The 20,716-nt window shown below is 65.8% G+C and carries 25 protein-coding genes; 17 read left to right on the top strand and 8 right to left on the bottom strand.

All coding sequences use genetic code 11. From position 1 onward, the window contains the following. Positions 1 to 105 precede the first annotated feature (105 nt). From ccmA to AC0L21_RS26960, 5 genes are all read left to right on the top strand, one after another. Positions 106 to 708: a heme ABC exporter ATP-binding protein CcmA gene (ccmA, locus tag AC0L21_RS26980; protein WP_473264756.1), complete on the top strand. Its 603-nt coding sequence runs from the start codon at positions 106 to 108 to the stop codon at positions 706 to 708. Positions 709 to 988: 280 nt separating this feature from the next. Continuing rightward, a complete protein-coding gene (gene ccmB, locus AC0L21_RS26975) occupies positions 989 to 1,657 on the top strand; it encodes a heme exporter protein CcmB (protein ID WP_007598845.1) in 669 nt (222 codons plus the stop codon). 91 nt (positions 1,658 to 1,748) lie between these two features. Beyond that, positions 1,749 to 2,537: a heme ABC transporter permease gene (locus AC0L21_RS26970; protein ID WP_473264755.1), complete on the top strand. Its 789-nt coding sequence runs from the start codon at positions 1,749 to 1,751 to the stop codon at positions 2,535 to 2,537. Next, entirely contained in the window at positions 2,534 to 2,719 is a 186-nt protein-coding gene (gene ccmD / locus AC0L21_RS26965; protein WP_007598841.1) for a heme exporter protein CcmD, read from the top strand. Before AC0L21_RS26970 ends, ccmD begins: the two co-directional genes overlap by 4 nt. Positions 2,720 to 2,743: 24 nt before the next feature. Further along, positions 2,744 to 3,328: a DsbE family thiol:disulfide interchange protein gene (locus AC0L21_RS26960; protein ID WP_473264754.1), complete on the top strand. Its 585-nt coding sequence runs from the start codon at positions 2,744 to 2,746 to the stop codon at positions 3,326 to 3,328. A 58-nt stretch (positions 3,329 to 3,386) separates the two neighbouring features. On the opposite strand, the gene AC0L21_RS26955 is transcribed toward AC0L21_RS26960, so the two are convergent. Beyond that, entirely contained in the window at positions 3,387 to 3,989 is a 603-nt protein-coding gene (locus AC0L21_RS26955; protein ID WP_007598838.1) for a septation protein A, read from the bottom strand. A 3-nt stretch (positions 3,990 to 3,992) separates the two neighbouring features. After that, entirely contained in the window at positions 3,993 to 4,940 is a 948-nt protein-coding gene (gene ftsY, locus AC0L21_RS26950; RefSeq protein WP_473264753.1) for a signal recognition particle-docking protein FtsY, read from the bottom strand. Positions 4,941 to 5,000: 60 nt separating this feature from the next. Here ftsY and AC0L21_RS26945 point away from each other — a divergent pair, with 60 nt between their 5' ends. Then, on the top strand, positions 5,001 to 5,702 hold the full coding sequence (locus tag AC0L21_RS26945; protein WP_473264752.1) for an RluA family pseudouridine synthase: 702 nt from the start codon (positions 5,001 to 5,003) through the stop codon (positions 5,700 to 5,702). Between the two features lie 185 nt (positions 5,703 to 5,887). After that, positions 5,888 to 6,997: a DUF2336 domain-containing protein gene (locus AC0L21_RS26940; RefSeq protein WP_473264751.1), complete on the top strand. Its 1,110-nt coding sequence runs from the start codon at positions 5,888 to 5,890 to the stop codon at positions 6,995 to 6,997. Positions 6,998 to 7,304: 307 nt separating this feature from the next. Here AC0L21_RS26940 and mtaB read toward each other — a convergent pair whose 3' ends face one another. Continuing rightward, on the bottom strand, positions 7,305 to 8,558 hold the full coding sequence (gene mtaB, locus AC0L21_RS26935; RefSeq protein WP_473264750.1) for a tRNA (N(6)-L-threonylcarbamoyladenosine(37)-C(2))-methylthiotransferase MtaB: 1,254 nt from the start codon (positions 8,556 to 8,558) through the stop codon (positions 7,305 to 7,307). Beyond that, positions 8,558 to 9,433 (bottom strand): diaminopimelate epimerase, encoded by an 876-nt coding sequence (gene dapF, locus AC0L21_RS26930; RefSeq protein WP_473264749.1) that lies wholly within the window; start codon positions 9,431 to 9,433, stop codon positions 8,558 to 8,560. The genes mtaB and dapF overlap by 1 nt, the downstream gene beginning before the upstream one ends. A gap of 219 nt (positions 9,434 to 9,652) precedes the next feature. Here dapF and AC0L21_RS26925 point away from each other — a divergent pair, with 219 nt between their 5' ends. Both AC0L21_RS26925 and AC0L21_RS26920 read left to right on the top strand, forming a co-directional pair. Then, entirely contained in the window at positions 9,653 to 10,420 is a 768-nt protein-coding gene (locus tag AC0L21_RS26925; RefSeq protein WP_473264748.1) for a GyrI-like domain-containing protein, read from the top strand. Between the two features lie 5 nt (positions 10,421 to 10,425). Continuing rightward, complete coding sequence (locus tag AC0L21_RS26920) at positions 10,426 to 11,142, top strand: SIMPL domain-containing protein (RefSeq protein ID WP_473264747.1); 717 nt, start codon at positions 10,426 to 10,428, stop codon at positions 11,140 to 11,142. Positions 11,143 to 11,336: 194 nt separating this feature from the next. On the opposite strand, the gene AC0L21_RS26915 is transcribed toward AC0L21_RS26920, so the two are convergent. After that, positions 11,337 to 12,401 carry an MBL fold metallo-hydrolase gene (locus AC0L21_RS26915; protein ID WP_473264746.1) on the bottom strand — a complete coding sequence of 355 codons (1,065 nt, stop codon included), beginning with the start codon at positions 12,399 to 12,401 and terminating at the stop codon, positions 11,337 to 11,339. Positions 12,402 to 12,731: 330 nt separating this feature from the next. Between AC0L21_RS26915 and ffh the strand changes: the two genes are divergently transcribed. From ffh to AC0L21_RS26880, 7 genes are all read left to right on the top strand, one after another. Further along, the gene (gene ffh / locus AC0L21_RS26910) at positions 12,732 to 14,279 is read left to right on the top strand and encodes a signal recognition particle protein (protein WP_027514978.1); all 1,548 of its coding nucleotides are present in this window, start codon (positions 12,732 to 12,734) and stop codon (positions 14,277 to 14,279) included. 86 nt (positions 14,280 to 14,365) lie between these two features. Continuing rightward, the gene (gene rpsP / locus AC0L21_RS26905) at positions 14,366 to 14,698 is read left to right on the top strand and encodes a 30S ribosomal protein S16 (protein WP_007598827.1); all 333 of its coding nucleotides are present in this window, start codon (positions 14,366 to 14,368) and stop codon (positions 14,696 to 14,698) included. A gap of 9 nt (positions 14,699 to 14,707) precedes the next feature. Then, the gene (rimM, locus tag AC0L21_RS26900; protein WP_473264745.1) at positions 14,708 to 15,286 is read left to right on the top strand and encodes a ribosome maturation factor RimM; all 579 of its coding nucleotides are present in this window, start codon (positions 14,708 to 14,710) and stop codon (positions 15,284 to 15,286) included. Positions 15,287 to 15,403: 117 nt separating this feature from the next. Then, positions 15,404 to 16,159, top strand: coding sequence for a tRNA (guanosine(37)-N1)-methyltransferase TrmD (gene trmD / locus AC0L21_RS26895; protein ID WP_473264744.1), 756 nt, complete (start codon positions 15,404 to 15,406; stop codon positions 16,157 to 16,159). 110 nt (positions 16,160 to 16,269) lie between these two features. Next, on the top strand, positions 16,270 to 16,656 hold the full coding sequence (gene rplS / locus AC0L21_RS26890; protein ID WP_007604265.1) for a 50S ribosomal protein L19: 387 nt from the start codon (positions 16,270 to 16,272) through the stop codon (positions 16,654 to 16,656). 325 nt (positions 16,657 to 16,981) lie between these two features. Further along, positions 16,982 to 18,388 (top strand): 3-isopropylmalate dehydratase large subunit, encoded by a 1,407-nt coding sequence (gene leuC / locus AC0L21_RS26885; protein WP_473264743.1) that lies wholly within the window; start codon positions 16,982 to 16,984, stop codon positions 18,386 to 18,388. Between the two features lie 95 nt (positions 18,389 to 18,483). Beyond that, entirely contained in the window at positions 18,484 to 18,693 is a 210-nt protein-coding gene (locus AC0L21_RS26880; protein WP_473264742.1) for a hypothetical protein, read from the top strand. 110 nt (positions 18,694 to 18,803) lie between these two features. On the opposite strand, the gene AC0L21_RS26875 is transcribed toward AC0L21_RS26880, so the two are convergent. The 3 genes from AC0L21_RS26875 to AC0L21_RS26865 all read right to left on the bottom strand — a co-directional run bounded on the left by AC0L21_RS26875 (position 18,804) and on the right by AC0L21_RS26865 (position 20,086). Beyond that, positions 18,804 to 19,355 (bottom strand): hypothetical protein, encoded by a 552-nt coding sequence (locus tag AC0L21_RS26875; RefSeq protein WP_473264741.1) that lies wholly within the window; start codon positions 19,353 to 19,355, stop codon positions 18,804 to 18,806. Between the two features lie 147 nt (positions 19,356 to 19,502). Beyond that, entirely contained in the window at positions 19,503 to 19,763 is a 261-nt protein-coding gene (locus AC0L21_RS26870; protein WP_473264740.1) for a hypothetical protein, read from the bottom strand. A 41-nt stretch (positions 19,764 to 19,804) separates the two neighbouring features. Beyond that, entirely contained in the window at positions 19,805 to 20,086 is a 282-nt protein-coding gene (locus AC0L21_RS26865; RefSeq protein ID WP_473264803.1) for a hypothetical protein, read from the bottom strand. A gap of 154 nt (positions 20,087 to 20,240) precedes the next feature. Between AC0L21_RS26865 and AC0L21_RS26860 the strand changes: the two genes are divergently transcribed. After that, complete coding sequence (locus AC0L21_RS26860; RefSeq protein WP_473264739.1) at positions 20,241 to 20,642, top strand: metallopeptidase family protein; 402 nt, start codon at positions 20,241 to 20,243, stop codon at positions 20,640 to 20,642. The last annotated feature ends 74 nt before the right edge of the window (positions 20,643 to 20,716 follow it).

Below are 20,716 nucleotides of genomic sequence, written 5' to 3'. Positions count from 1 at the left end.
CGCCACAGCCACAAACGTGCCGCAGCAATCCGCGAGCCAAAAATTCCCATGCGCTACCGCAAGTTTTCCTGAGGCCTGACGTTGAGCGGGTTGGTACGAGGCGAGATGCAGCTTTCCGGACATGGGGTCACATGCGTGCGGGGCGGCCGCGAGGTGTTTTCCGGGCTCGATTTCGGGGCCGGCTCCGGCGAAGCCGTGGCGGTCGTCGGCCGCAACGGATCGGGCAAGACCTCGCTGCTGCGGCTGATCGCAGGCCTGCTCATTCCGGCGGGCGGCACGATCGCGCTGGCCGGAGGCGACGCCGAGCTGACATTGCCGGAGCAGTGCCACTATCTCGGCCATCGCGACGCCCTGAAGCCGGCCCTGAGCGTGGCCGAGAATCTGACATTCTGGGCCGATTTCCTCGGCGGAGAGCGTTTCGACGCCGGCGAGAGCCTCGCCATCGTCGGGCTCGACCATGCCGCCGATCTGCCCGCCGCCTTCCTGTCCGCCGGCCAGCGCCGCCGGCTCTCGCTGGCCCGCCTGCTGACAGTCCGCCGACCGGTCTGGCTATTGGATGAGCCGACCACGGCGCTGGATGTCGCGGGACAGGACATGTTCTCCGGATTGATGCGCGAGCACCTCAGCCGCGGCGGCCTGATCATCGCCGCCACCCACGCCCCACTCGGGATCGATTCGCGGGAGCTGCGGATCGGGGGGATGGCATGATTCCCGTTGACCCTCAGTTTTCCAAGCGGCTTGGCTCCGCCCTCTCCGTTCCCTCCCCCCTTGTGGGGGAGGGTCAGGGAGGGGGGTGCCACGCGGCGCACTCTCTCGGTTCTAGCGGTCGGCAGGCGGGCGCTCTGTTGCTGGCGCCACGGACCCAACAACCATCTCTCCCGCGGCTACCCCTCTCCCCCGCCCTCCCCCACAAGGGGGGAGGGAGCGCAGTTTGCCCTGGGCACGAGCCGGGCTCTTACGGCCGTCTCGCCGAGGAAAGAGTCACCCCATGACCGCCCTGTCCGCCCTGATTCGCCGGGACATCAGGATCGCGCTCCGTGTTGGCGGCGGGGCATTGATTGGCGTGCTGTTCTTTCTGACCGTGGTGGTGCTGATGCCGTTTGCGGTGGGGCCGGATCTGGCGCTGCTGTCGCGGCTCGGGCCGGCGATCCTGTGGCTGGGGGCGTTGCTGGCGAGCCTGCTCACCCTGGACCGGCTGTTCATGGCCGACCACGAGGACGGCTCGCTCGACCTGATCACGATGAGCCGGACTCCGCTGGAACTCGCCTGCGCGGCGAAGGCGCTGGCGCATTGGCTCGCGGCGGGCCTGCCGCTGATCGTCGCAACCCCCGTGCTCGGCCTGCTGCTCAACCTCGACATGGTCGCGACCGGCGCGGTGGCGCTGACGCTGCTCGCCGGCACCCCGGCATTGACGTTTACCGGCATGATCGGCGCGGCGCTGGCGGTGACGCTGCATCGTGGCGGCTTGCTGATGGCCGTCCTGGTGCTGCCGCTGTCCATCCCGGTGCTGATCTTCGGCGTCGCGGCCTCGCAGGCGGTGATCGTCGGACCCATGACGTTCGGCGCGCCGTTCTCGATCCTGTGCGCGCTGTCGCTGGTCAGCCTCGTGATCGGCCCCTTCGCGGCTGCGGCGAGCCTGAAGCATGGACTGGATTGAGAGGGACTGGGCTGACCTTGACCCCGATCAACTTTCGCTGCGGACTTTCGTGCTGATTGCGTGAGCGCTTACCGGTGATTATCAGGATACCATGACGCTGATCGACCTCGCCAACCCCACACGGTTCCTCGCGCTGACGGCGCGGCTGTTGCCGTGGCTTGCGGCTGCGACAATCATCCTGCTCGCGATCGGGCTCTATCAGTCCGCCACCGCGCCCGACGACTATCAGCAGGGCGCGACGGTGAAGATCATGTTCATCCACGTGCCCAATGCCTGGCTGTCGATGTTCGTGTGGGGCGTGATGAGCATCGCCTCGCTGGGCACGCTGGTGTGGCGGCATCCGCTCGCCGACGTCGCCGCCAAAGCGGCCGCCCCGATCGGCGCCAGCTTCACCTTCCTCGCGCTGCTGACGGGCTCGCTGTGGGGCCGGCCGATGTGGGGCACCTATTGGGAGTGGGACGCGCGGCTGACCTCGGTGCTGATCCTGTTCCTGATGTATCTCGGCCTGATGGCGCTGTGGCGCGCGGTCGACGATCCCTCCCGCGCGGCGCGCGCCGCCGCCGTGCTGACCCTGGTCGGCGCGATCAACCTGCCCATCATCAAATTCTCGGTCGACTGGTGGAACACGCTGCACCAGCCGGCCTCGGTGATGAGGATGGGCGGCTCGTCGCTTGACAAATCGTTCTTGATTCCGCTGCTGGTGATGGCGGTCGCGTTCACCCTGCTGTTCGTCACGCTGCATCTGGCTGCGATGCGCAACGAAATTTTGCGTCGGCGCGTGCGGTCTCTGCAGATGATGCAGGCGAGCCGTGTGGCGTTTTCGGAAGTCGGCACCGGCTCGCGCGAGGGCAGCGCGTCAAAAGAAGTCGGGGCGGCATGATCATGTCGCTCGGTCCCTACGCGCCCTTCATCGTGACGTCCTATGCCGCGGCCGCCCTCGTGGTCGTGATCCTGATCGGCTGGATCGTGCTCGATTATCGTAGCCAGACACAGCGCCTGCGCGAGCTCGAGCGCAGCGGCGTGACCCGCCGCTCCGGCCGCAGCGCGACGGATCGGCCATGAGAGATCAAGCATGAGAGATCGATCATGAGCGAGCAATCGACGTCCGCTCCGCCGCAGCGCCGCACCTTCCTGATGGTGCTGCCGCTGATCGCCTTCATCGGCCTGGCGTTGCTGTTCTGGTTCCGGCTTGGCAGCGGCGATCCCTCGCGGATCCCTTCCGCGCTGATCGGACGCCCCGCGCCGCAAACCACGCTGCCGCCGCTCGAGGGATTGCAGGCCGACAACGCGCAGATCCCCGGCCTCGATCCCGCTGCATTCAAGGGCAAGGTCAGCCTCGTCAATGTCTGGGCGTCCTGGTGCGTGCCGTGCCACGACGAGGCGCCGCTCCTGACCGAACTGGCAAAAGACAAGCGCTTCCAGCTCGTCGGCATCAACTACAAGGATGCCGCCGACAATGCGCGGCGCTTCCTCGGGCGCTACGGCAACCCGTTCGGCCACGTCGGCGTCGATGCCAACGGCCGCGCCTCGATCGAATGGGGCGTCTATGGCGTGCCCGAGACTTTCGTCGTCGGTCGCGAAGGCACCATCGTCTACAAGCTGGTCGGGCCGATCACGCCGGACAATCTGCGGACGGTGTTGTTGCCGCAGATGGAGAAGGCGTTGAAATAGCCACCGTCATTCCGGGACGATGCGACAGCATCGAACCCGGAATGACTCCAACCACTTCCTACCCCTTCCGCACATCGCCCGCCTCGGCCTCGCTCGCTTCCAGCGACGCCGGCTCGAGGTGATAACGCTTGGTCAGCGGCATCTGGGCGATGGCGAAGATCATGGTGATCGGCGTGACGCCGAACACCTTGAAGTTGACCCAGAAGTCGGTGCTCTGGGTACGCCAGACGATCTCGTTCAACACCGCCATGCCGGCGAAGAACAGCGCCCAGCGCAGCGTCAGGATGCGCCAGCCCTGCGGCGTCAGATTGAACATCTGGTCGAACATCACGGCGATGAAGGAGCGGCCGAACAACAGGCCGCCGCCGAGGATCGCGGCGAACAAAGCGTAGATGATGGTCGGCTTGAGCTTGATGAAGGTCTCGTCGTGCAGCACCAGGGTCAGCGTGCCGAACACCAGCACGATGACGCCTGTCACGATCGCCATGATCGGGATGTGGCGCGTCACAACATAGGAGGCGATCATCGCCGCGACGATCGCGACCATGAAGGCGCCGGTCGCGGCGAACAGGTTGAACTTCGCATTGACGAAGAAGAACACGAGCAACGGGCCGAGCTCGGTCGCAAGCTTGAACAGCGGATGCGGCTGGGTCTTGTCCATTCTTCAGCTTTCGATTCCGGCTATCGCGCGGGCGAAATCGCGCGCGGTGAACGGCGCGAGATCGTCCACGCCTTCGCCGACGCCGATGAAATGCACCGGCAGTTTGAATTTCTCCGCGAGCGCCACCAGAATGCCGCCGCGGGCGGTGCCGTCGAGCTTCGTCATCACGAGACCGGTGACCCCGGCGGTGCGATGGAAGGCCTCGACCTGCGATAGCGCGTTCTGGCCGACAGTGGCGTCCAGCACAAGCAGCACCGCATGCGGCGCAGTCGCGTCCACCTTGCGGATGACGCGCACGACCTTTTCGAGCTCGTTCATCAGCTCGGCCTTGTTCTGAAGCCGCCCGGCGGTGTCGATCAGGAGCACGTCGACGCCCTGCTCCTTCGCCGCCGTCAGCGCGTTGAAGGCGAGGCTAGCTGAATCCGAGCCTTGCGCACCTGATATGACGGGCGTCCTGGTGCGTTCGCCCCAGACCTTGAGCTGCTCGATCGCCGCTGCGCGAAACGTGTCGCCGGCGGCCAGCATCACCTTGCGGCCTTCGGACGCGAATTTCTGCGAGAGTTTCCCGATGGTGGTGGTCTTGCCGGAGCCGTTGACGCCGACCACGAGGATGACGAACGGCTTCTTGCCGGCGTCGATCTCGAGCGGCTTGGCCACCGCCGCCAGCACCTTCTCGACCTCGGTCGCGACGACGTCCTTGACCTCGTCCGCCGAGATCGCCTTGTCGTAGCGGCCGGTGCCGACGGCATCCGCGATCCGCACCGCGACCGAGGTGCCGAGGTCGGCGCGCAGCAGCACGTCCTCGATGTCATCGAGCATGGCGCGGTCGAGCTTCCGCTTGGTGACGAGGTCGGCGACCGCGGTCCCGAGCGAGGACGAGGTGCGCTTCAGCCCGTCGGACAGGCGGCGCCACCAGCTCAGCTTGGGGGTCTCGGGGGTGGTATCGTTCATGGTGGCGGTGTGTTAGCCGTTCCGGCTCGCAAACGAAAGTCTTGACCGAAAGTGCTGCAATTGCTCGATGTTCCCGAATTGACCGCTGACGAAATCCTGGCGCGCGTGCTCCATCGCGACGGATTGATGCTGGTCATCGACAAGCCGGCCGGCCTGCCGGTGCATCGCGGACCCAAGGGCGGGGCCAATCTGGAAACCTCCTTCGACGCGCTTCGTTTCGGCCTGCCGCGGCCGCCGGTGCTGGCCCACCGGCTGGACAAGGACACCTCGGGTTGCCTCGTGCTCGGCCGCCATCGCAAGGCGACGGCGTCGCTCGGCCTGCTGTTCAAGCATGGCAAGATCGGCAAGACCTACTGGACCATCGTCGAGGGCGGCCCCACTGAGGACGAAGGCACCATCGACATGCCCCTCGGGCGGCTGAACGCCGAACGCGGCTGGTGGCAGAAGCCCGATCCCGAGGGCCAAAAGGCCATCACCAACTGGAAGGTGATGGGCCGGGGCGACGGCCTGACCTGGCTCGCCATGGAACCGGTGACCGGGCGGACTCATCAATTGCGGGTGCATTCGTCGGCGACCGGCTGGCCGATCTTCGGCGATAACATTTACGGCAACGGCCCGCGCTTCGGCGAGCCGAAGCTGCACCTGCATTCCCGCGAGATCGTGGTGCCGATCTCCCGGAACAAGGAGCCGGTCCGCGTGGTGGCGCCGGCCCCTCCCCACATGCACGAGCGGCTCCGCGCCTGCGGGTGGAACGGAGAATAGTGGCACTGTCGTTCACCTCTCCCGCAAGCGGGGGGAGGGAGCGCAGTACCTCCGCGGCGAAAGCGAGATGCCGCTCGAAGCCACCAGCTCTCCCTATAGTTTACGAAACGTTCAGTGCTCGTCGCTAATGATAACGGTTGCTTAGAACAAGCTTCCGTCAATCTGCTCAGGACGAGCTGCGCGTCATGTCCACGGCCGAGTTATCGATCATCGACGAGGTCGAGTCCGCGCTTCGGACTGGCTCCGCGGAAAAGGGCCTGGCAACAGCCCGCCGCGTCACCGACCTGTTCCTGTCCTCCGCCGGCAGTTTCGACGACGAGCAGATCGCGCTGTTCGACGACGTGCTCGATCGCCTGATCGGCACCATCGAGCTCCGCGCCATCGCCGACATGGGCGCACGCGTTGCGCTCGCCGAGATCAGCGCGCAGCTCGCCCCGATCGCGCAGGCGCCGCCATCGGTCATTCGCCGCCTCGCCAACAATGACGAAATCCGCATCGCCGGTCCCGTGCTGCAGGAATCCGCGCGCCTCGACGACGGCGCGCTGGTGCAGATCGCATCATCCAAGGGCGAACCGCATCTGCTCGCAGTCGCCGGACGCTGGTGGCTGAAGGAGATCGTCACCGATGCGCTGCTGGCGCGACGCTATCCCAGCGTCAGCCGCCGGCTCGCCGCCAATCCCGGCGCGCGCGTGTCCGGAAACGGATTTGCCGTCATCGTCGGACAGGCCGAGGCCGACCCCGAGCTCGCTGTCAGCGTTGGCGTCCGCGTCGATCTGCCGTCGGACCTGCGTCGTCAATTGCTGCGCTCGGCGAGCGATGCCGTGCGGACCCGCCTGTTGTCGCGCGCGCTGCCGCATCTGTTCGAGGAGATCCAGACCGCGATCGCCGCCGTCACCGCCGGTGTCGAGCGCGAGATGTCGGGCGTCCGCGATTTCGAAGGTGCCAAGCGCGCCGTCGCAGGCCTCAAGGCGGCCGGCCAGCTCAGCGAAGCGACGCTGCTCGGCTTCGCCACGCAACGGCGCTACGAAGAAGCGGTGGCCGCATTGGCCGCATTGGCGGGATCGACCGTGGAAGTGATTCGCCCGCTGATGCAAAGCCTGCGCGAGGACGGCCTGCTGGTGCCGTGCAAGGCGGCGCAACTCAGCTGGGAAACAACCGCGGCCGTGCTTCAGAGCCGGTTTGCGAGCGGCGCGATGAAGCCGCCCGATATCGCAAGGGCTCAAAGCCATTACGCGCGCATGACCCCGGAGAATGCGCGGCGGACGCTGCGGTTCTGGCAGGTACGGGCGTTGTAGGCGCTTGCTGCGCACCACACGCTTCGGTGTCATCACCCGCGAAAGCGGGTGATCCAGTATTCCAGAGACGTTAGTGGGATACGGAGAAGTCGCGGCGTACTGGGTCGGCCCGGGAAGCCCGGCCGCCCCCCCCGGTTTTTGGTTTGGGGCGCCCCCAAAAATGCCCCCCGACCCCGCCCCACCCCCCAACCCCCCCCCCCCCCCCCCCCGGCGCCGCCCCCCCCCCCCCCCCCCCCCCCTTTCTTCCCCCCCCCCCCCCCCCCCGCGCCGCGGGGCCCCCCCCCCCCCCCCCCCCCCACGACACCGGTTATGTGGTGAGGCGCTCGCCATCATTGCCCGCGATCCGCAGCGACACCACACTCCCCACACGCTCGCCCGCAATCGCCACCGGCAGATAGTGCTCCGTCCGTCCCTGCCCGTCGCTCTCGATCAGCACCTCACGCGTGGCGCCGATCTCGGCTTGCAGCCGCTGGCGCAATGCCGCTTCGCCCGTCGCACGTAGCCGTTTCGCACGCTGCTTGATTGCGCCGCCCGCCACCTGCGGCATTCGCGCGGCTGGCGTGCCGGGACGCGGCGAATAGGGGAAAACGTGGAGGAAGGCCAGGCCGCATTCCTCGACCAGGTCGATCGAGCGCGAGAACATCTCCTCGGTCTCGGTCGGAAAGCCCGCAATGATGTCGGCACCCAGCGCGATATCCGGGCGCAGGCGGCGGACCTGGTCGCAGAACGCGATGGCGTCGCCGCGCGTATGCCGCCGCTTCATGCGCTTCAAGATCATGTCGTCGCCGGACTGCAGCGACAGGTGCAGATGCGGCATCAGCCGCGCATCGCCGGCGATGGCATCCAACAGGTCGCTGTCCGCCTCGATCGAATCGATCGAGGAGATGCGCAGGCGCCTCAGCTCCGGCACATGCCGCAAGATCTGCTTCGTCAGCATGCCGAGTTTCGGCGCGCCCGGCAGGTCAGTGCCGTAACTGGTGAGATCGACCCCGGTCAAGACGATCTCGGCATGGCCGCGCTCGGCCAATGCCCGCACCTGATCGACCACGGCGCCCATCGGCACCGAGCGCGAATTGCCGCGGCCGAACGGAATGATGCAGAAGGTGCAGCGATGGTCGCAGCCGTTCTGCACCTGCACGAACACGCGCGGCAGGCCCCGCGCAAATCCGTCGACGAGATGCGGCGCCATCGCCTTCACCGCCATGATGTCGCTGACGGCGATTTTTTCGCTCGCACCGAGATCGAACGCCGCCCGCGCCGCGCGCCATGCGGACGATCGCATCTTGTCGTCATTGCCGACGACGCGGTCGACCTCGGCCATCTCGGCAAACATGCCGCTTTGCGTCTGCGCCGCGCAACCGGTGACGACGATGCGCGAACCCGGCCGCTCGCGCTTCAGCTTGCGGATCGACTGCCGCGCCTGCGCCACCGCCTCGTTGGTCACGGCGCAGCTGTTGATGACGATGGTATCAGCGAGTCCCGCGCCCTCGGCCTCGCGGCGGATCACCTCGGCCTCGAAGGCGTTGAGGCGGCAGCCGAAGGTGACGATGTCGACGCTCATCACCCGACCGGCGCGAACAGCGCGGGATCGAAATTGCCTTCATATTCGAAGGTCGCCGTGCCCGTCATCAGCACGTGATCGTCGCGCTCGCGCCATTCGATCCCGAGCTTGCCGCCGGGCAGCGTGATCTCGACATTGCGCTCGGCGCGCTTCAGCCGCGCCGCCGCAACCGCCGTGGCACAAGCGGCCGAGCCGCAGGCCCTGGTCAAGCCGGCGCCGCGCTCCCAGGTGCGGATCGTGATGTGCTGGGAATCGACGATATGGGCGAGCGTGATGTTGGCGCGCTCGGGGAAGATCGGGTGGTTTTCCAGCAGCGGACCGAAACGCTCGAGATCGTAGGCGTTGACGTCATCGACCCAGAAAATCGCATGCGGATTGCCCATGCTGACCACCGACGGCGAATGCAGGATCGGATTGTCGATCGGGCCGATCTGCAATTCGATGTAGCGGGTGTCGCGGAATTCCTGGTCGAGCGGAATGTCCTGCCAGCCGAACTTCGGCGCGCCCATGTCCACCGTATAAAGATCCGGCGCCGGACCCTGCCAGGCGTTGAGCAGGCCCGCGGCCGTCTCGAACGTTGCATTGGTCTGGCCGGTCTTCTCGAAGACGCGGCGCACCACGCAGCGCATGCCGTTGCCGCAGGCGCCGGCCTCGGAGCCGTCACAGTTGTAGATGCTGATGAAAGCTTCGGTGCCGTCGAAGCGCGGCTTCTGGAGCACCATAAGCTGGTCGTAGGGCACGCCGCCTCGGGCCGATGCCACTGCGCGGGCATCGTCGGGGGTGATCTTTGAGGTGGAATCGCGCATGTCGACAACGACGATCTCGTTGCCGATGCCGTTCATCTTGGCAAATGCGTGGTTGGCCAGCGCGCTCATGAAAATTCCCGAATTTCGCCTGCCTTATATGGCGATCCTTGGCGGCTTGGCCAGTGATTTGCCGACAAGAGCCAGGACGCTGCCATGACGCATCTGTCATGGGACGAATTCGGCGCTCGCGTGTTAGAACGGCGAAATTCGCGCGATCCGGGACATGCGGCCGGGTTAAGGCCTCGGGGACGCAAGGCCTTGGCGGATAAGCTATTGGGGAGAATAAAAATGTTCAGGTTTCGTCGTCTCGCTTTAGCCGCGCTGATCCCGGCAGCGGCCTTGTCGTTTGGTCTGTCCGCCACGCTGGCCCAAACGCCTAGCCCGGCGCCGGCCGCATCGGCGAGCCCCTCGCCGGCCCCGTCAGCTTCGCCCGCCCCGGCCGCGAGCGCTGCACCCGTGGCCACGCCCTCGCCGGCGGGCAGCGCCTCGCCAAGCCCTGCAACGTCCCCTGCCCCCTCGCCCGCCGCCAGTGCCTCACCCAGCCCGGCCACTCCGCCCCCGGCTGCCGCCGCGACGCCGGCTCCCGTGCAGACGGCCGATCCCTTCGGCCAGGAGACCACGCTCGAGTCCAGGAAGGTCGTGATGGTCAAGGGCACTGCCAATTGGGACTCGGCCTTCGACACGCTGATCGACGCCTTCAAGGCACTGAACACGCTGCTGGACAAGCAGGGCATCAAGCACGCCGGCAATTCGATGATCGTCTACACCTCGACCGACGACACCGGCTTCACCTTCCTTGCCGAGATCCCGGTCGAGCAGGACCCGAAGAACCTGCCCAAGGACATGAGCATCGGCAAATCGCCGGAGGGCAAGGCCCTGAAATTCGTCCATCGCGGTTCCTACGACAACATGGACAACACCTACGAGGCGATCACCAATCATCTCGACGACAAGAAGCTGGAAGCCAAGGACACCTTCATCGAGGAGTACCTCACCGATCCCCTGAAGACGGCCGAGGACAAGCTCGTGATCAATGTATTCGTGCCGCTGAAGTGAGACCGATGAAAAAGCCTGCCATCCTTTTGACCTCCCTTGTTACGTGCTTTGCCGCCGTGCTGCTGGCAACGCCTGCGCTTGCCGACGATTTTCCGTCCGCGATTTCGGTGAGCGGCGAAGCCACGATCTCCGCCGCGCCTGATCTGGCGCAGATCGACGCCGGCGTCGCCAACGACGCCAAGTCTGCGAAGGAAGCGTCCGACGCCAACAACGCCGCGATGGGCAAGGTGCTGCTGGCGCTGAAGGGCGCAGGCATTGACGAGAAGGATTACCAGACCTCGCGGCTGTCGCTGCAGCCGCAATACGGTCAGAACAAATCCACCGGCGCCTCGCCCGTGGTCGGCTTCCGCGCCTCCAACCGCGTCACCGTGAAGATCCGCGACGTGACCAAGGTCGCCGCCATCATCGACACGCTGGTCGGCGCCGGCGCCAACGATATCGGCAACATCTCCTTCGAGGTGACGCAGGCCTCGAAATTGCTCGACGATGCCCGCGAGAAGGCTGTCGCAGACGCTCGCCGCAAAGCGGAGATCTACGCCAAAGCCACCGGCGTCACGCTCGGCGCGCCGCTCAGCGTGTCCGAAGGCGGCGCCCCGATGCCGCTGTTCAAGGGACGCATGGCCGCAGCTCCGATGGCCGCACCGCAGGCCGCGGTCGCGCCGGGCGAGGAAACGCTGGCGGTGACGGTGAATGTGAGCTGGGCGATCAAGACGGGGCCGTAGGCCCTAAGAGGCACAACTGCCGGCCACAACAACGGTGTCGTCCCGGCGCAGGCCGGGACCCATAACCACAGGGAGTGGTTGTGACGCGACAAAGGTAACTCCGAATCTTCGCCAAACTTCTCCCTGTGGCTATGGGTCCCGGATCTGCGCTCCGCTTGTCCGGGACGACAGCGGAGATAAATCGCACGGGCGAGTCAGATCTCCACCACCTGCCCGGGCTTCATCGCCACAAATCTTTCCTGCGGAACCTTCGCGGCGTCGAGTGCCTCGACCAGCGCCTTCGCCGGCGCATCGATTGCTTCATCGGTCAGCTGGAACGTGCCGTGGTGATGCCCGAGTGCGGCTTGCGCGTCGCAATCCGCGAGCGCCTTCACCGCGTCTTCCGGGTTCATGTGCTGATCGCGCATGAACCAGCGCGGCTCGTAGGCGCCGATCGGGAGGATCGCCAAGCGTAACGGGCCGTGCTTCTCGGCGACGCGGCGGAAATGCCCGCCATCGCCATAGCCGGAATCGCAGACGACGTAGATTTTCCCCGCCGGCGTCTCCAGCACGAAACTCGCCCACAGCGCCTTATTGCGATCGAACATCCCGCGCGCCGACCAGTGCCGGGTCGGCACCAGCGTCACGGCGATGCCGCCACCGAGTTCGACGCGATCATGCCAGTCGAACGCGTCCACCTTGATCGTCGCATCGGTGCTGCGCATCGTGACGTCATTGCCGAGCGGGGTCACCACACGCGGGGCAAAGTTCTTGGCGAGCCGCGACAGCGTCGCGATGTCGAGATGGTCGTAATGGCCGTGCGAGACCAGCACGACATCGATCTTCGGCAAATGATCGAACGCAATGCCGGGATCGTTGTGCCGCTTCGGCCCGGCGAAGCTGACGGGCGAGACCCGCGTCGACCAGACGGGATCGACGAGAATGTTGAGGCCGCCGGTCTGGATGAGCCAGCTGGCGTGGCCGACGAAAGAGAGCCGCACCTTATCGCCGTCGACGCGGTCCGGCGGGGTGTCGGCGTGGGGGCTCGGCGCCCAATCCGGCCAGGTCGCGCGCTGCCGCTTGCCGCCGAATTGCCAGCGCAGGACCTCACGAAGCGATTTCGGCGGCGCGCCGTCCGGATCGAAGAAGGTCAGTCCGTCGAAATGGTCGGAGGCCGGGCCGTCGTAGGTTTTCATGCGAGACATCCAAAGGGAGGGCACGCCGACCAATGCGCCGGCACCGGCGAGCAGTCCGAAAAGGCGGCGGCGGGTGATCGGCACGGATCTGGGTTCAGGGATGGTCGGAGGGGCAAGACATCACCGCTATATGGGCGGGGTCTGCGGAAAAGGAACCCGCCGCAAGAAAGTTCATCTTTTCAAGGCTTTGCCTTCCAAAGCCGCCCCGGCCACCCTAACTTTCCTTGACTTTCGGGCGGCCGCGGCGTTTAACCCGGCCACTTTCTCGGAAAGGCTTTCTTTTCGACCCGCCGACTGGTCCCAGAGGCCAGAGGCCAACGCCCGACAGCGCTGTGCGCCCTCGGGCGTGAAGGTGTTTGGATTTTCTGCTCCCTTCCCCGCGCTTGCGGGGGAGGTGGAAAAGGGACAACGGCATTGTTCGACAATCTGTCGGAACGGCTTGGCGGCATTCTCGATCGTCTGACGGGGCGCGGTGCGCTGACCGAAAAGGACGTCGACGCCGCCATGCGCGAGGTGCGCCGTGCGCTGCTGGAAGCCGACGTCGCCCTCGAAGTGGTGCGCAGCTTCACCGAACGCGTCCGCGAGCAGGCGATCGGCGCCACCGTTGTCAAATCGGTGACACCCGGCCAGATGGTGGTCAAGATCGTCCATGACGAACTGATCAACACGCTCGGCGCCGAAAGCCAGACGATCGACATCAATTCCGTGCCGCCGGTGCCGATCATGATGGTCGGCCTGCAAGGCTCCGGCAAGACCACCACCACCGCAAAGCTCGCCCGTCGCATGGTCCAGCGCGACAAGCGCAAGGTGCTGATGGCCTCGCTCGACATCTACCGTCCCGCGGCGATGGAGCAGCTGGCCGTACTGGGCCGCGACCTCGACATTCCGACGCTGCCGATCGTTGCCGGCCAGCAGCCGGCGCAGATCGCAAAGCGCGCGCTCGAGGCCGGCAAGCTCGGCGGCTACGACGTCGTGCTGCTCGATACCGCCGGCCGCACCACGCTCGACGAAGAGATGATGGCGGAAGCGGCAGCCATCAAAGCCGCTGCCAATCCGCATGAAGTGCTGCTGGTGGCAGACAGCCTCACCGGCCAGGACGCCGTCAACCTCGCCCGCGCCTTCGACGAGCGCGTCGGCCTCACCGGCATCGTGCTGACACGAGTCGACGGCGACGGCCGCGGCGGCGCCGCGCTGTCGATGCGCGCGGTCACCGGCAAGCCGATCAAGCTGCTCGGCACCGGTGAAAAGACCGACGCGCTGGAGGACTTCCACCCCGACCGTATCGCCGGCCGCATCCTCGGCATGGGCGACGTCGTCTCGCTGGTCGAACGCGCTGCCGCCAACATCGATGCCGAAAAGGCCGCGCGCACCGCAGAGCGGATGCGCAAGGGTCAGTTCGACCTCAACGACATGCGCGAGCAGCTGTCGCAGATGGCCAATATGGGCGGCATCAGCGGCCTGATGGGCATGATGCCCGGCATCGCCAAGATGAAGAACCAGATCGCGGCCGCCGGCATCGACGACAAGATCTTGAAGCGCCAGGTCGCGGTGATCGATTCCATGACGCGCGACGAGCGCCGTCATCCCGATCTGCTCAAGGCCAGCCGCAAGAAGCGCATCGCCGCAGGTTCCGGCCAGAGCGTCGAGCAGGTCAACAAGCTGCTCAAGATGCACCGGAACATGGCCGACATGATGAAGGCCATGGGCTCCGGCAAGCGCGGTCCGCTCGCCGGCATCGCGCAGGCCATGGGTTTTGGCGGTGGCATGAAGCCGCCTTCGCCGGAAGAGATGAAGGCGCTGCAGGAGAAGATGCAGGGTGGCGGCGGACAGGGTCTGCCCAGCCTGCCGAAGGATTTGCCTCCCGGGCTGCGCCAGGGTCTGCCGAACGTTCCGGGCCTGACCGGACTGAGCGGCAAGCCGATGCTGCCGGGCCTCGGCGGTTTCCCCGGCAAGAAGAAATGAGGAATTCGTCGCGGGAGATCGCAACGGTCTCGTGCAACGCGGAATACCAATCAACCGAACAAAACGTACTTTGAAGGAGAACTTAGATGTCCGTCGTTATCCGTCTCGCCCGTGCCGGCACCAAGAAGCGCCCCGTCTATCACGTCGTCGTCGCCGATTCGCGCTTCCCCCGCGACGGTCGCTTCATCGAGCGTCTCGGCTATTTCAACCCGCTGCTGCCGAAGGACAACGAGACCCGGCTGAAGCTCGACATGGACAAGGTGAAGGCCTGGCTCGCCAAGGGCGCGCAGCCGTCGGACCGTGTGTCGCGCTTCCTCGACGCCGCCGGCGTCAAGAAGCGCGAAGTGCGCAACAACCCCGAGAAGGCCGTGCCGCGCAAGGAGCGCAAGGCGCAGGCCGAAGCCGCCGCGAAGGGTTAAGGCGAGATCATGCCGGCGCTGGTCTGCGTCGCGCGGATCGGCGCCGCGCATGGCGTGCGCGGCGCGGTCAAACTGTGGACCTTCACGGAAGATCCGTTTGCCGTGCGCAGCTACGGTCTGCTCTCGTCCAAGGACGGCAAGCGCCAGTTCGAGGTCGCAACGGCGCGCACGGCCAAGGATCATCTGGTCGCGACGTTCAAGGGCGTCACGACCCGCGATGAGGCCGAGCGGCTCAACGGCATCGAGCTCTACGTCGCGCGCGAAAAGCTGCCCGCGACGGACGAGGGCGAATATTATCACACCGATCTGATCGGGCTCGCCGCCGTGACCACGGCGGGCGATGCGCTCGGCCGCGTGCTCGCGATCCACAATTTCGGCGCCGGCGACATCATCGAGATCGCACCGCCCACAGGCACCACGATGCTGCTGCCGTTCACGGACGCGGTGGTGCCGGAGGTCGACATCGCCGGCGGCCGCGTCGTGATCGCGCTGCCGCAGGAGATCGAGGCAGAGGACACGGAGGAGGATTCCTCCCCGAGTCGTCCCGGCCTAGTGCGCAACTTGCGCACGGGGGGCCGGGACCCATAACCACAGGCCAGAATTTTTGGCTAAGCTGATCGCTCCAGCCGTCGCAAAACGAAGTGCGGTGGTTATGGGTCCCGGATCTGCGCTCCGCTTGTCCGGGACGACAATAACTGAGATCCGATGACCACCTCCTCACCCTGGCGCGCGACGGTGCTGACGCTGTTTCCGGAGATGTTTCCGGGGCCGCTCGGCGTGAGCCTGGCTGGCCGGGCGCTCGCTGGCGGGCTCTGGGAACTGGAGGCGCGGGACATCCGGGCCTCGGCCACCGACCGCCATCGCAGTGTCGATGACACCCCGGCCGGCGGTGGACCGGGCATGGTGCTTCGGGCCGATGTTCTGGCGGCCGCCATCGATGCCGCCGCGATCGGCCCGGACCGGCCGAAACTGCTGATGAGCCCGAGGGGTCGGCCATTGACCCAGGCCCGTGTCCTGGAACTGGCCAAGGGCCCGGGTCCCCTGATCGTCTGCGGGCGGTTCGAGGGGGTGGACCAGCGCGTGATCGACGGGCGAGGCCTGGAGGAGGTCTCGATCGGCGATTACGTGCTCTCCGGCGGTGAAATCGCAGCCCTGGCCCTGATTGACGCCTGCGTCCGGCTGCTACCGGGCGTGATGGGCAAGGAAGCCTCGGGAACCGAGGAAAGCTTTTCGGACGGCTTGCTCGAATACCCCCAGTACACCCGCCCGCAGCTGTTCGAGGGGGCACCGATCCCTGATGTCCTGACCTCCGGTGACCATGCCAAGGTCGCCAGCTGGCGGCGGGCGGAATCCGAGGCCCTGACGGCGGCCCGGCGACCGGATTTGTGGGCCGAGATCCCGAGCAAAGTCCCGAATCGGGCCGGACGCCAAAAAACACCAAAAAACAAGACAGACGGGTGACAAACGCTCCGGCTTGCCTTATAGCAGCGGCCACATCCGCAATGGCTGGATAAACGAATTTCGCGCAGCCCCCGTTTTCCAAGGCTGGGCGCGCCGATGGAGATTTACCCATGAACCTGATCCAACAGCTCGAAAAAGAGCAATTCGACAAGCTCTCCGCCAGCAAGGAGATCCCGGAGTTCGGCCCCGGCGATACCGTGATCGTCAACGTGAAGGTCGTCGAAGGCGACCGCACCCGCGTGCAGGCCTATGAAGGCGTTTGCATCGGCCGTTCCGGCGGCGGTCTCAACGAGAGCTTCACGGTGCGCAAGATTTCGTACGGCGAAGGCGTGGAGCGCGTGTTCCCGGTGATGTCGCCGATGATCGACTCGATCAAGGTGGTGCGCCGCGGCAAGGTGCGTCGCGCCAAGCTCTATTATCTCCGCAACCTTCGCGGCAAGTCGGCCCGCATCGTCGAGAAGAAGCAGGACCGCCCGGCTGCTGCCGTCAACGAGTAAGCTCCGCTTACAGGCGAGTTATCGAGAGCGCGGGGCTAAACCCCGCGCTTTTTTGTTGCGTCAGCCGTGCGCGTCAAAGCCCTCGCGATTCCGGTTCGGCCTGCTATATATTCTTGGAATGTTTCCAGATTTGACCAGCCTCTCGCCCGTCAAGCGCGTCGTGATCGACGATCGCTCGCGGCTGCCCGGCCGGTTCTTCGGACGCTTCGCGACCTCGGCAACGTCAGAGCTTACGCGCGCAGCCTAAAAGCTGCGCTGACGATTTTGTTGCCCCGCGCGCCAGCCGCGCAACCCGCTCGACACAACATTCCTGGAGCTGACGCTCATGTCCAAGCCGACCACATTGTACGACAAGATCTGGAACGACCATCTGGTGCACGAAGCCGAGGACGGCACCTGCCTGCTCTATATCGATCGCCATCTCGTGCACGAGGTCACTTCACCGCAGGCGTTCGAAGGCCTGCGCGCCACCGGGCGCAAGGTCCACGCACCCGAGAAGACGCTGGCCGTCGTCGATCACAACGTGCCGACCACCGACCGCACCAAGCCGAACCCGGACCCTGAAAGTATCGAGCAGATCAAGGCGCTGGCCGACAACGCCAGGGAATTCGGCATCGAATATTATGACGAGTTCGACAAGCGTCAGGGCGTCGTCCACGTCATCGGCCCCGAGCAGGGGTTCACGCTGCCCGGCACCACCATCGTCTGCGGTGACAGCCACACCTCGACGCATGGTGCGTTCGGCGCGCTCGCGCACGGCATCGGCACGTCGGAAGTCGAGCATGTGCTGGCGACGCAGACGCTGATCCAGAAGAAGGCGAAGAACATGCGCGTCACCGTCGACGGCAAATTGCCTGACGGCGTGACGGGCAAGGACATCATCCTCGCGATCATCGGCGAGATCGGCACCGCGGGCGGCACCGGCTACGTGCTCGAATACGCCGGCGACGCGATCCGCGCGCTCAGCATGGAAGGCCGCATGACGGTCTGCAACATGTCGATCGAAGGCGGCGCGCGCGCCGGCCTGGTCGCGCCGGACCAGAAGGCGTTCGACTTTCTGCGCGGCCGTCCGAAGGCACCGAAGGGCGCGGATTGGGACGCGGCGATGCGCTACTGGGAGAAGTTGCGCTCGGACGAGGGCGCGCATTTCGACCACGAGCTGCGGCTCGATGCAGCGAAGCTGCCGCCGATCGTGACCTGGGGCACGAGCCCTGAAGACGTGATCTCGGTCACCGGCAGCGTGCCGGATCCCGACAAGATCGCGGACGAGGCCAAGCGCCTGTCGAAGCACCGCGCGCTGAAATATATGGGCCTGACCGCGGGGACGAAGATCACCGACATCAAGCTCGACCGCATCTTCATCGGCTCCTGCACCAACGGCCGGATCGAGGATCTGCGCGCCGCCGCCAAGATCGCGGAAGGCAAGCAGGTCGCAGGCGGCGTCAACGCCATGGTCGTGCCGGGCTCCGGCCTCGTGAAGGAGCAGGCCGAGGCTGAAGGTCTGGACAAGATCTTCATCAAGGCCGGCTTCGAATGGCGCGAGCCCGGTTGCTCGATGTGCCTCGCGATGAACCCCGACAAGCTGGCTCCCGAAGAGCGCTGCGCCTCGACGTCGAACCGCAACTTCGAGGGCCGCCAGGGCTTCAAGGGCCGCACGCATCTGGTGTCGCCGGCGATGGCGGCGGCCGCGGCGATCGCGGGTCACTTCGTCGACATCAGGGAGTGGCGGTAAGCCGCTCGCTTTAATTTGAGCGATTGCGGCAAACCGCCGTTAATCCGCAGCGCCGACACTGCGTCCTCGCGAGGGTTTCGCGAGGACACGAGCTCATGGCCAGCAAGCCTGAATATGTCGATCTGATCAGCGCGGCGACGCCCCAGCATCGGCGGCGCGCGGCACCGCTGCGCATGGTCGCCAAGCCCGAGGCCGAGGAGACCTCGAAGCTCAGCCGCTGGCCGCCGGCGATGTTCAAGCAGTGGAAGGTCGAGAACCTGACGCGATGGACGTCGGCGACGTGGAAACTGAAGGATTGGGTTTAACCGACGTTCTCCGTCATGGCCGGGCTCGTCCCGGCTATCCACGTTCTTAGACTTGCACAGAAAGATCGTGGATGCCCGGGACAAGCCCGGGCATGACGACACAACTCACATTACCAATAGCGGTACGGATGGTGCCAGCGATGCCAGCGGCAGACGCGGCGCGGGCCGTAATAGGTCCAGATGACCCGGCAGCGGCGCGGATGGTGATAATAGGGATAGTAGCCGCCGTAATAGCGCCGGTGGAAATGACGATAGCCGTAGTGCGGGCGATAGACGCCGTAGCGATGGAATCCGCCTCCACCATAGTGGTGAATTCCGCCGTAGCGATAGCCGCCGCCATGAAAGGCCGGCGCGGCGCGGAAGCCACCCGCGTGGAAACCACCGCCGCGGAAGCCACCGATATGTCCTCCGCCACCGTGGAAGCCGCCTCCACCGTGGAAACCGCCGCCGCCATGGAAGCCGCCGCCACCATGCCCACCGCCGCCGTGGCGAACCTGGATCATGTCGTCACTTGCGGCCTTCGCCGCAGGCAACGCGGTCGGATTGATTGGAGTCATCGCTTCAGCACGACGCGTCGTTCCGGCCGACAGCATCAGCGTCGCGGCGGCCGCAATCCCGAGCAAGCGCATCGGGCTTGCCCTGAGACCCAATATTCTCAGCATGGACTTCTCCCTGAATCTGGACAGCGGAGTTGCGACGCTCGCTCCCGGCTCGCGTCATCCCTGTTCATTGGCGGTCGCTCCCAAGATTAAATTAGGGACAGCGACGTGAATGCCTCATGAATGAACGACGTGCGCCGCACCGCGACGTCACCACCACGGCCCGAAGCCGAGCACGAACGGTGCCGGCACGCCGTAGGGATAAGGGCGGTAGAAGACCGGCCGCGCGTAGTAATGCGGATCGGGACGCGGGGCGTATCGCGCGACGTCGGACCGCACATGTCGGCGCCCGTCGAACACCGCGCGCCCGGCCGACGCATCGGGCAGCTTCGTCACCCTGTGCGCAGCGGACGCGTGAGGCAGGCCTGCGGCAAGCCCGACGGCAACCGCCAATGCGAACCATCTCGTCATGACGACCTCCGCCTCAGGCGCGCGACGGCATCGCGCTCGTATCAGCCCCGGCGCCAGTAGCAGCTCATATGCGGCACGATCACCGTGCCGCTCGGGCGATATTCCTGCACATAGGTGGCGTTGCACTCGCGGACCGCATCGGGACCGGGATTGTAGCGAGGATAGACGCCATCCGGACTGTAATAGGGCGTGACGCGCAGGCGCGCCGGGGGCCGCTTGCGCGGCGGCGGCAGATCGTCTCGGGAGGCCGCCTGGGCGAGCCTGATCCCGGAAGCCGCGGTCTGGGCCTCCGCGCCAACGCAAAACTGCGAAAACAACCCCATGCACAGTAGCGTCAGCGCTGTTTTCGCTCGCATTTTTCCGCCCATTTAAACGTCCACTTCGAGGCCTACGCTCCCCGTTTTGATGGCGCCCGTCAACCTCGCCGCGCTTATAAAGCCGGATGCATCGCGGCGAAACCCACGCTATGAGAGGCCCATGTGGACGGAATTGAAAGCGCCTTCGCTGGCCGAAATGGAAGCGATGGCGCACGAAGTGTTCGAACGCCTGCCGGCGGAGTTTCGTAGGCTGTGCGAGGGCGTGATCATCCGCGTCGACGACTTCCCGACCGAGGAGGTCCTGGACGAGATGGCATGCGAGAGCGAGTTCGACCTGCTCGGCCTGTTCCAGGGCGTCGGCCTGCCGCAGCAGAGTTTTGCCGACGTGGCGCGGCTGCCCAACATGGTCTGGCTCTACCGCCGGCCGATCCTGGATTACTGGGCCGAGCACGACGAAAGCCTCGGCCATATCATCCGCCACGTCCTGATCCACGAGATCGGCCATCATTTCGGCCTGTCGGACGACGATATGGCGGCGATCGAAGCTCAAGAGCCCGGTTAGGCAGACGAGATCTGTCGAATTCGGCCTAGGATTTCCGCCCCGATCGCGATAAATACCGGTTCCCTAGACCACCC

It is taken from the genome of Bradyrhizobium sp. WSM4873 (assembly GCF_055811355.1).
This window is presented reverse-complemented; position numbering and strand designations above follow the sequence as displayed.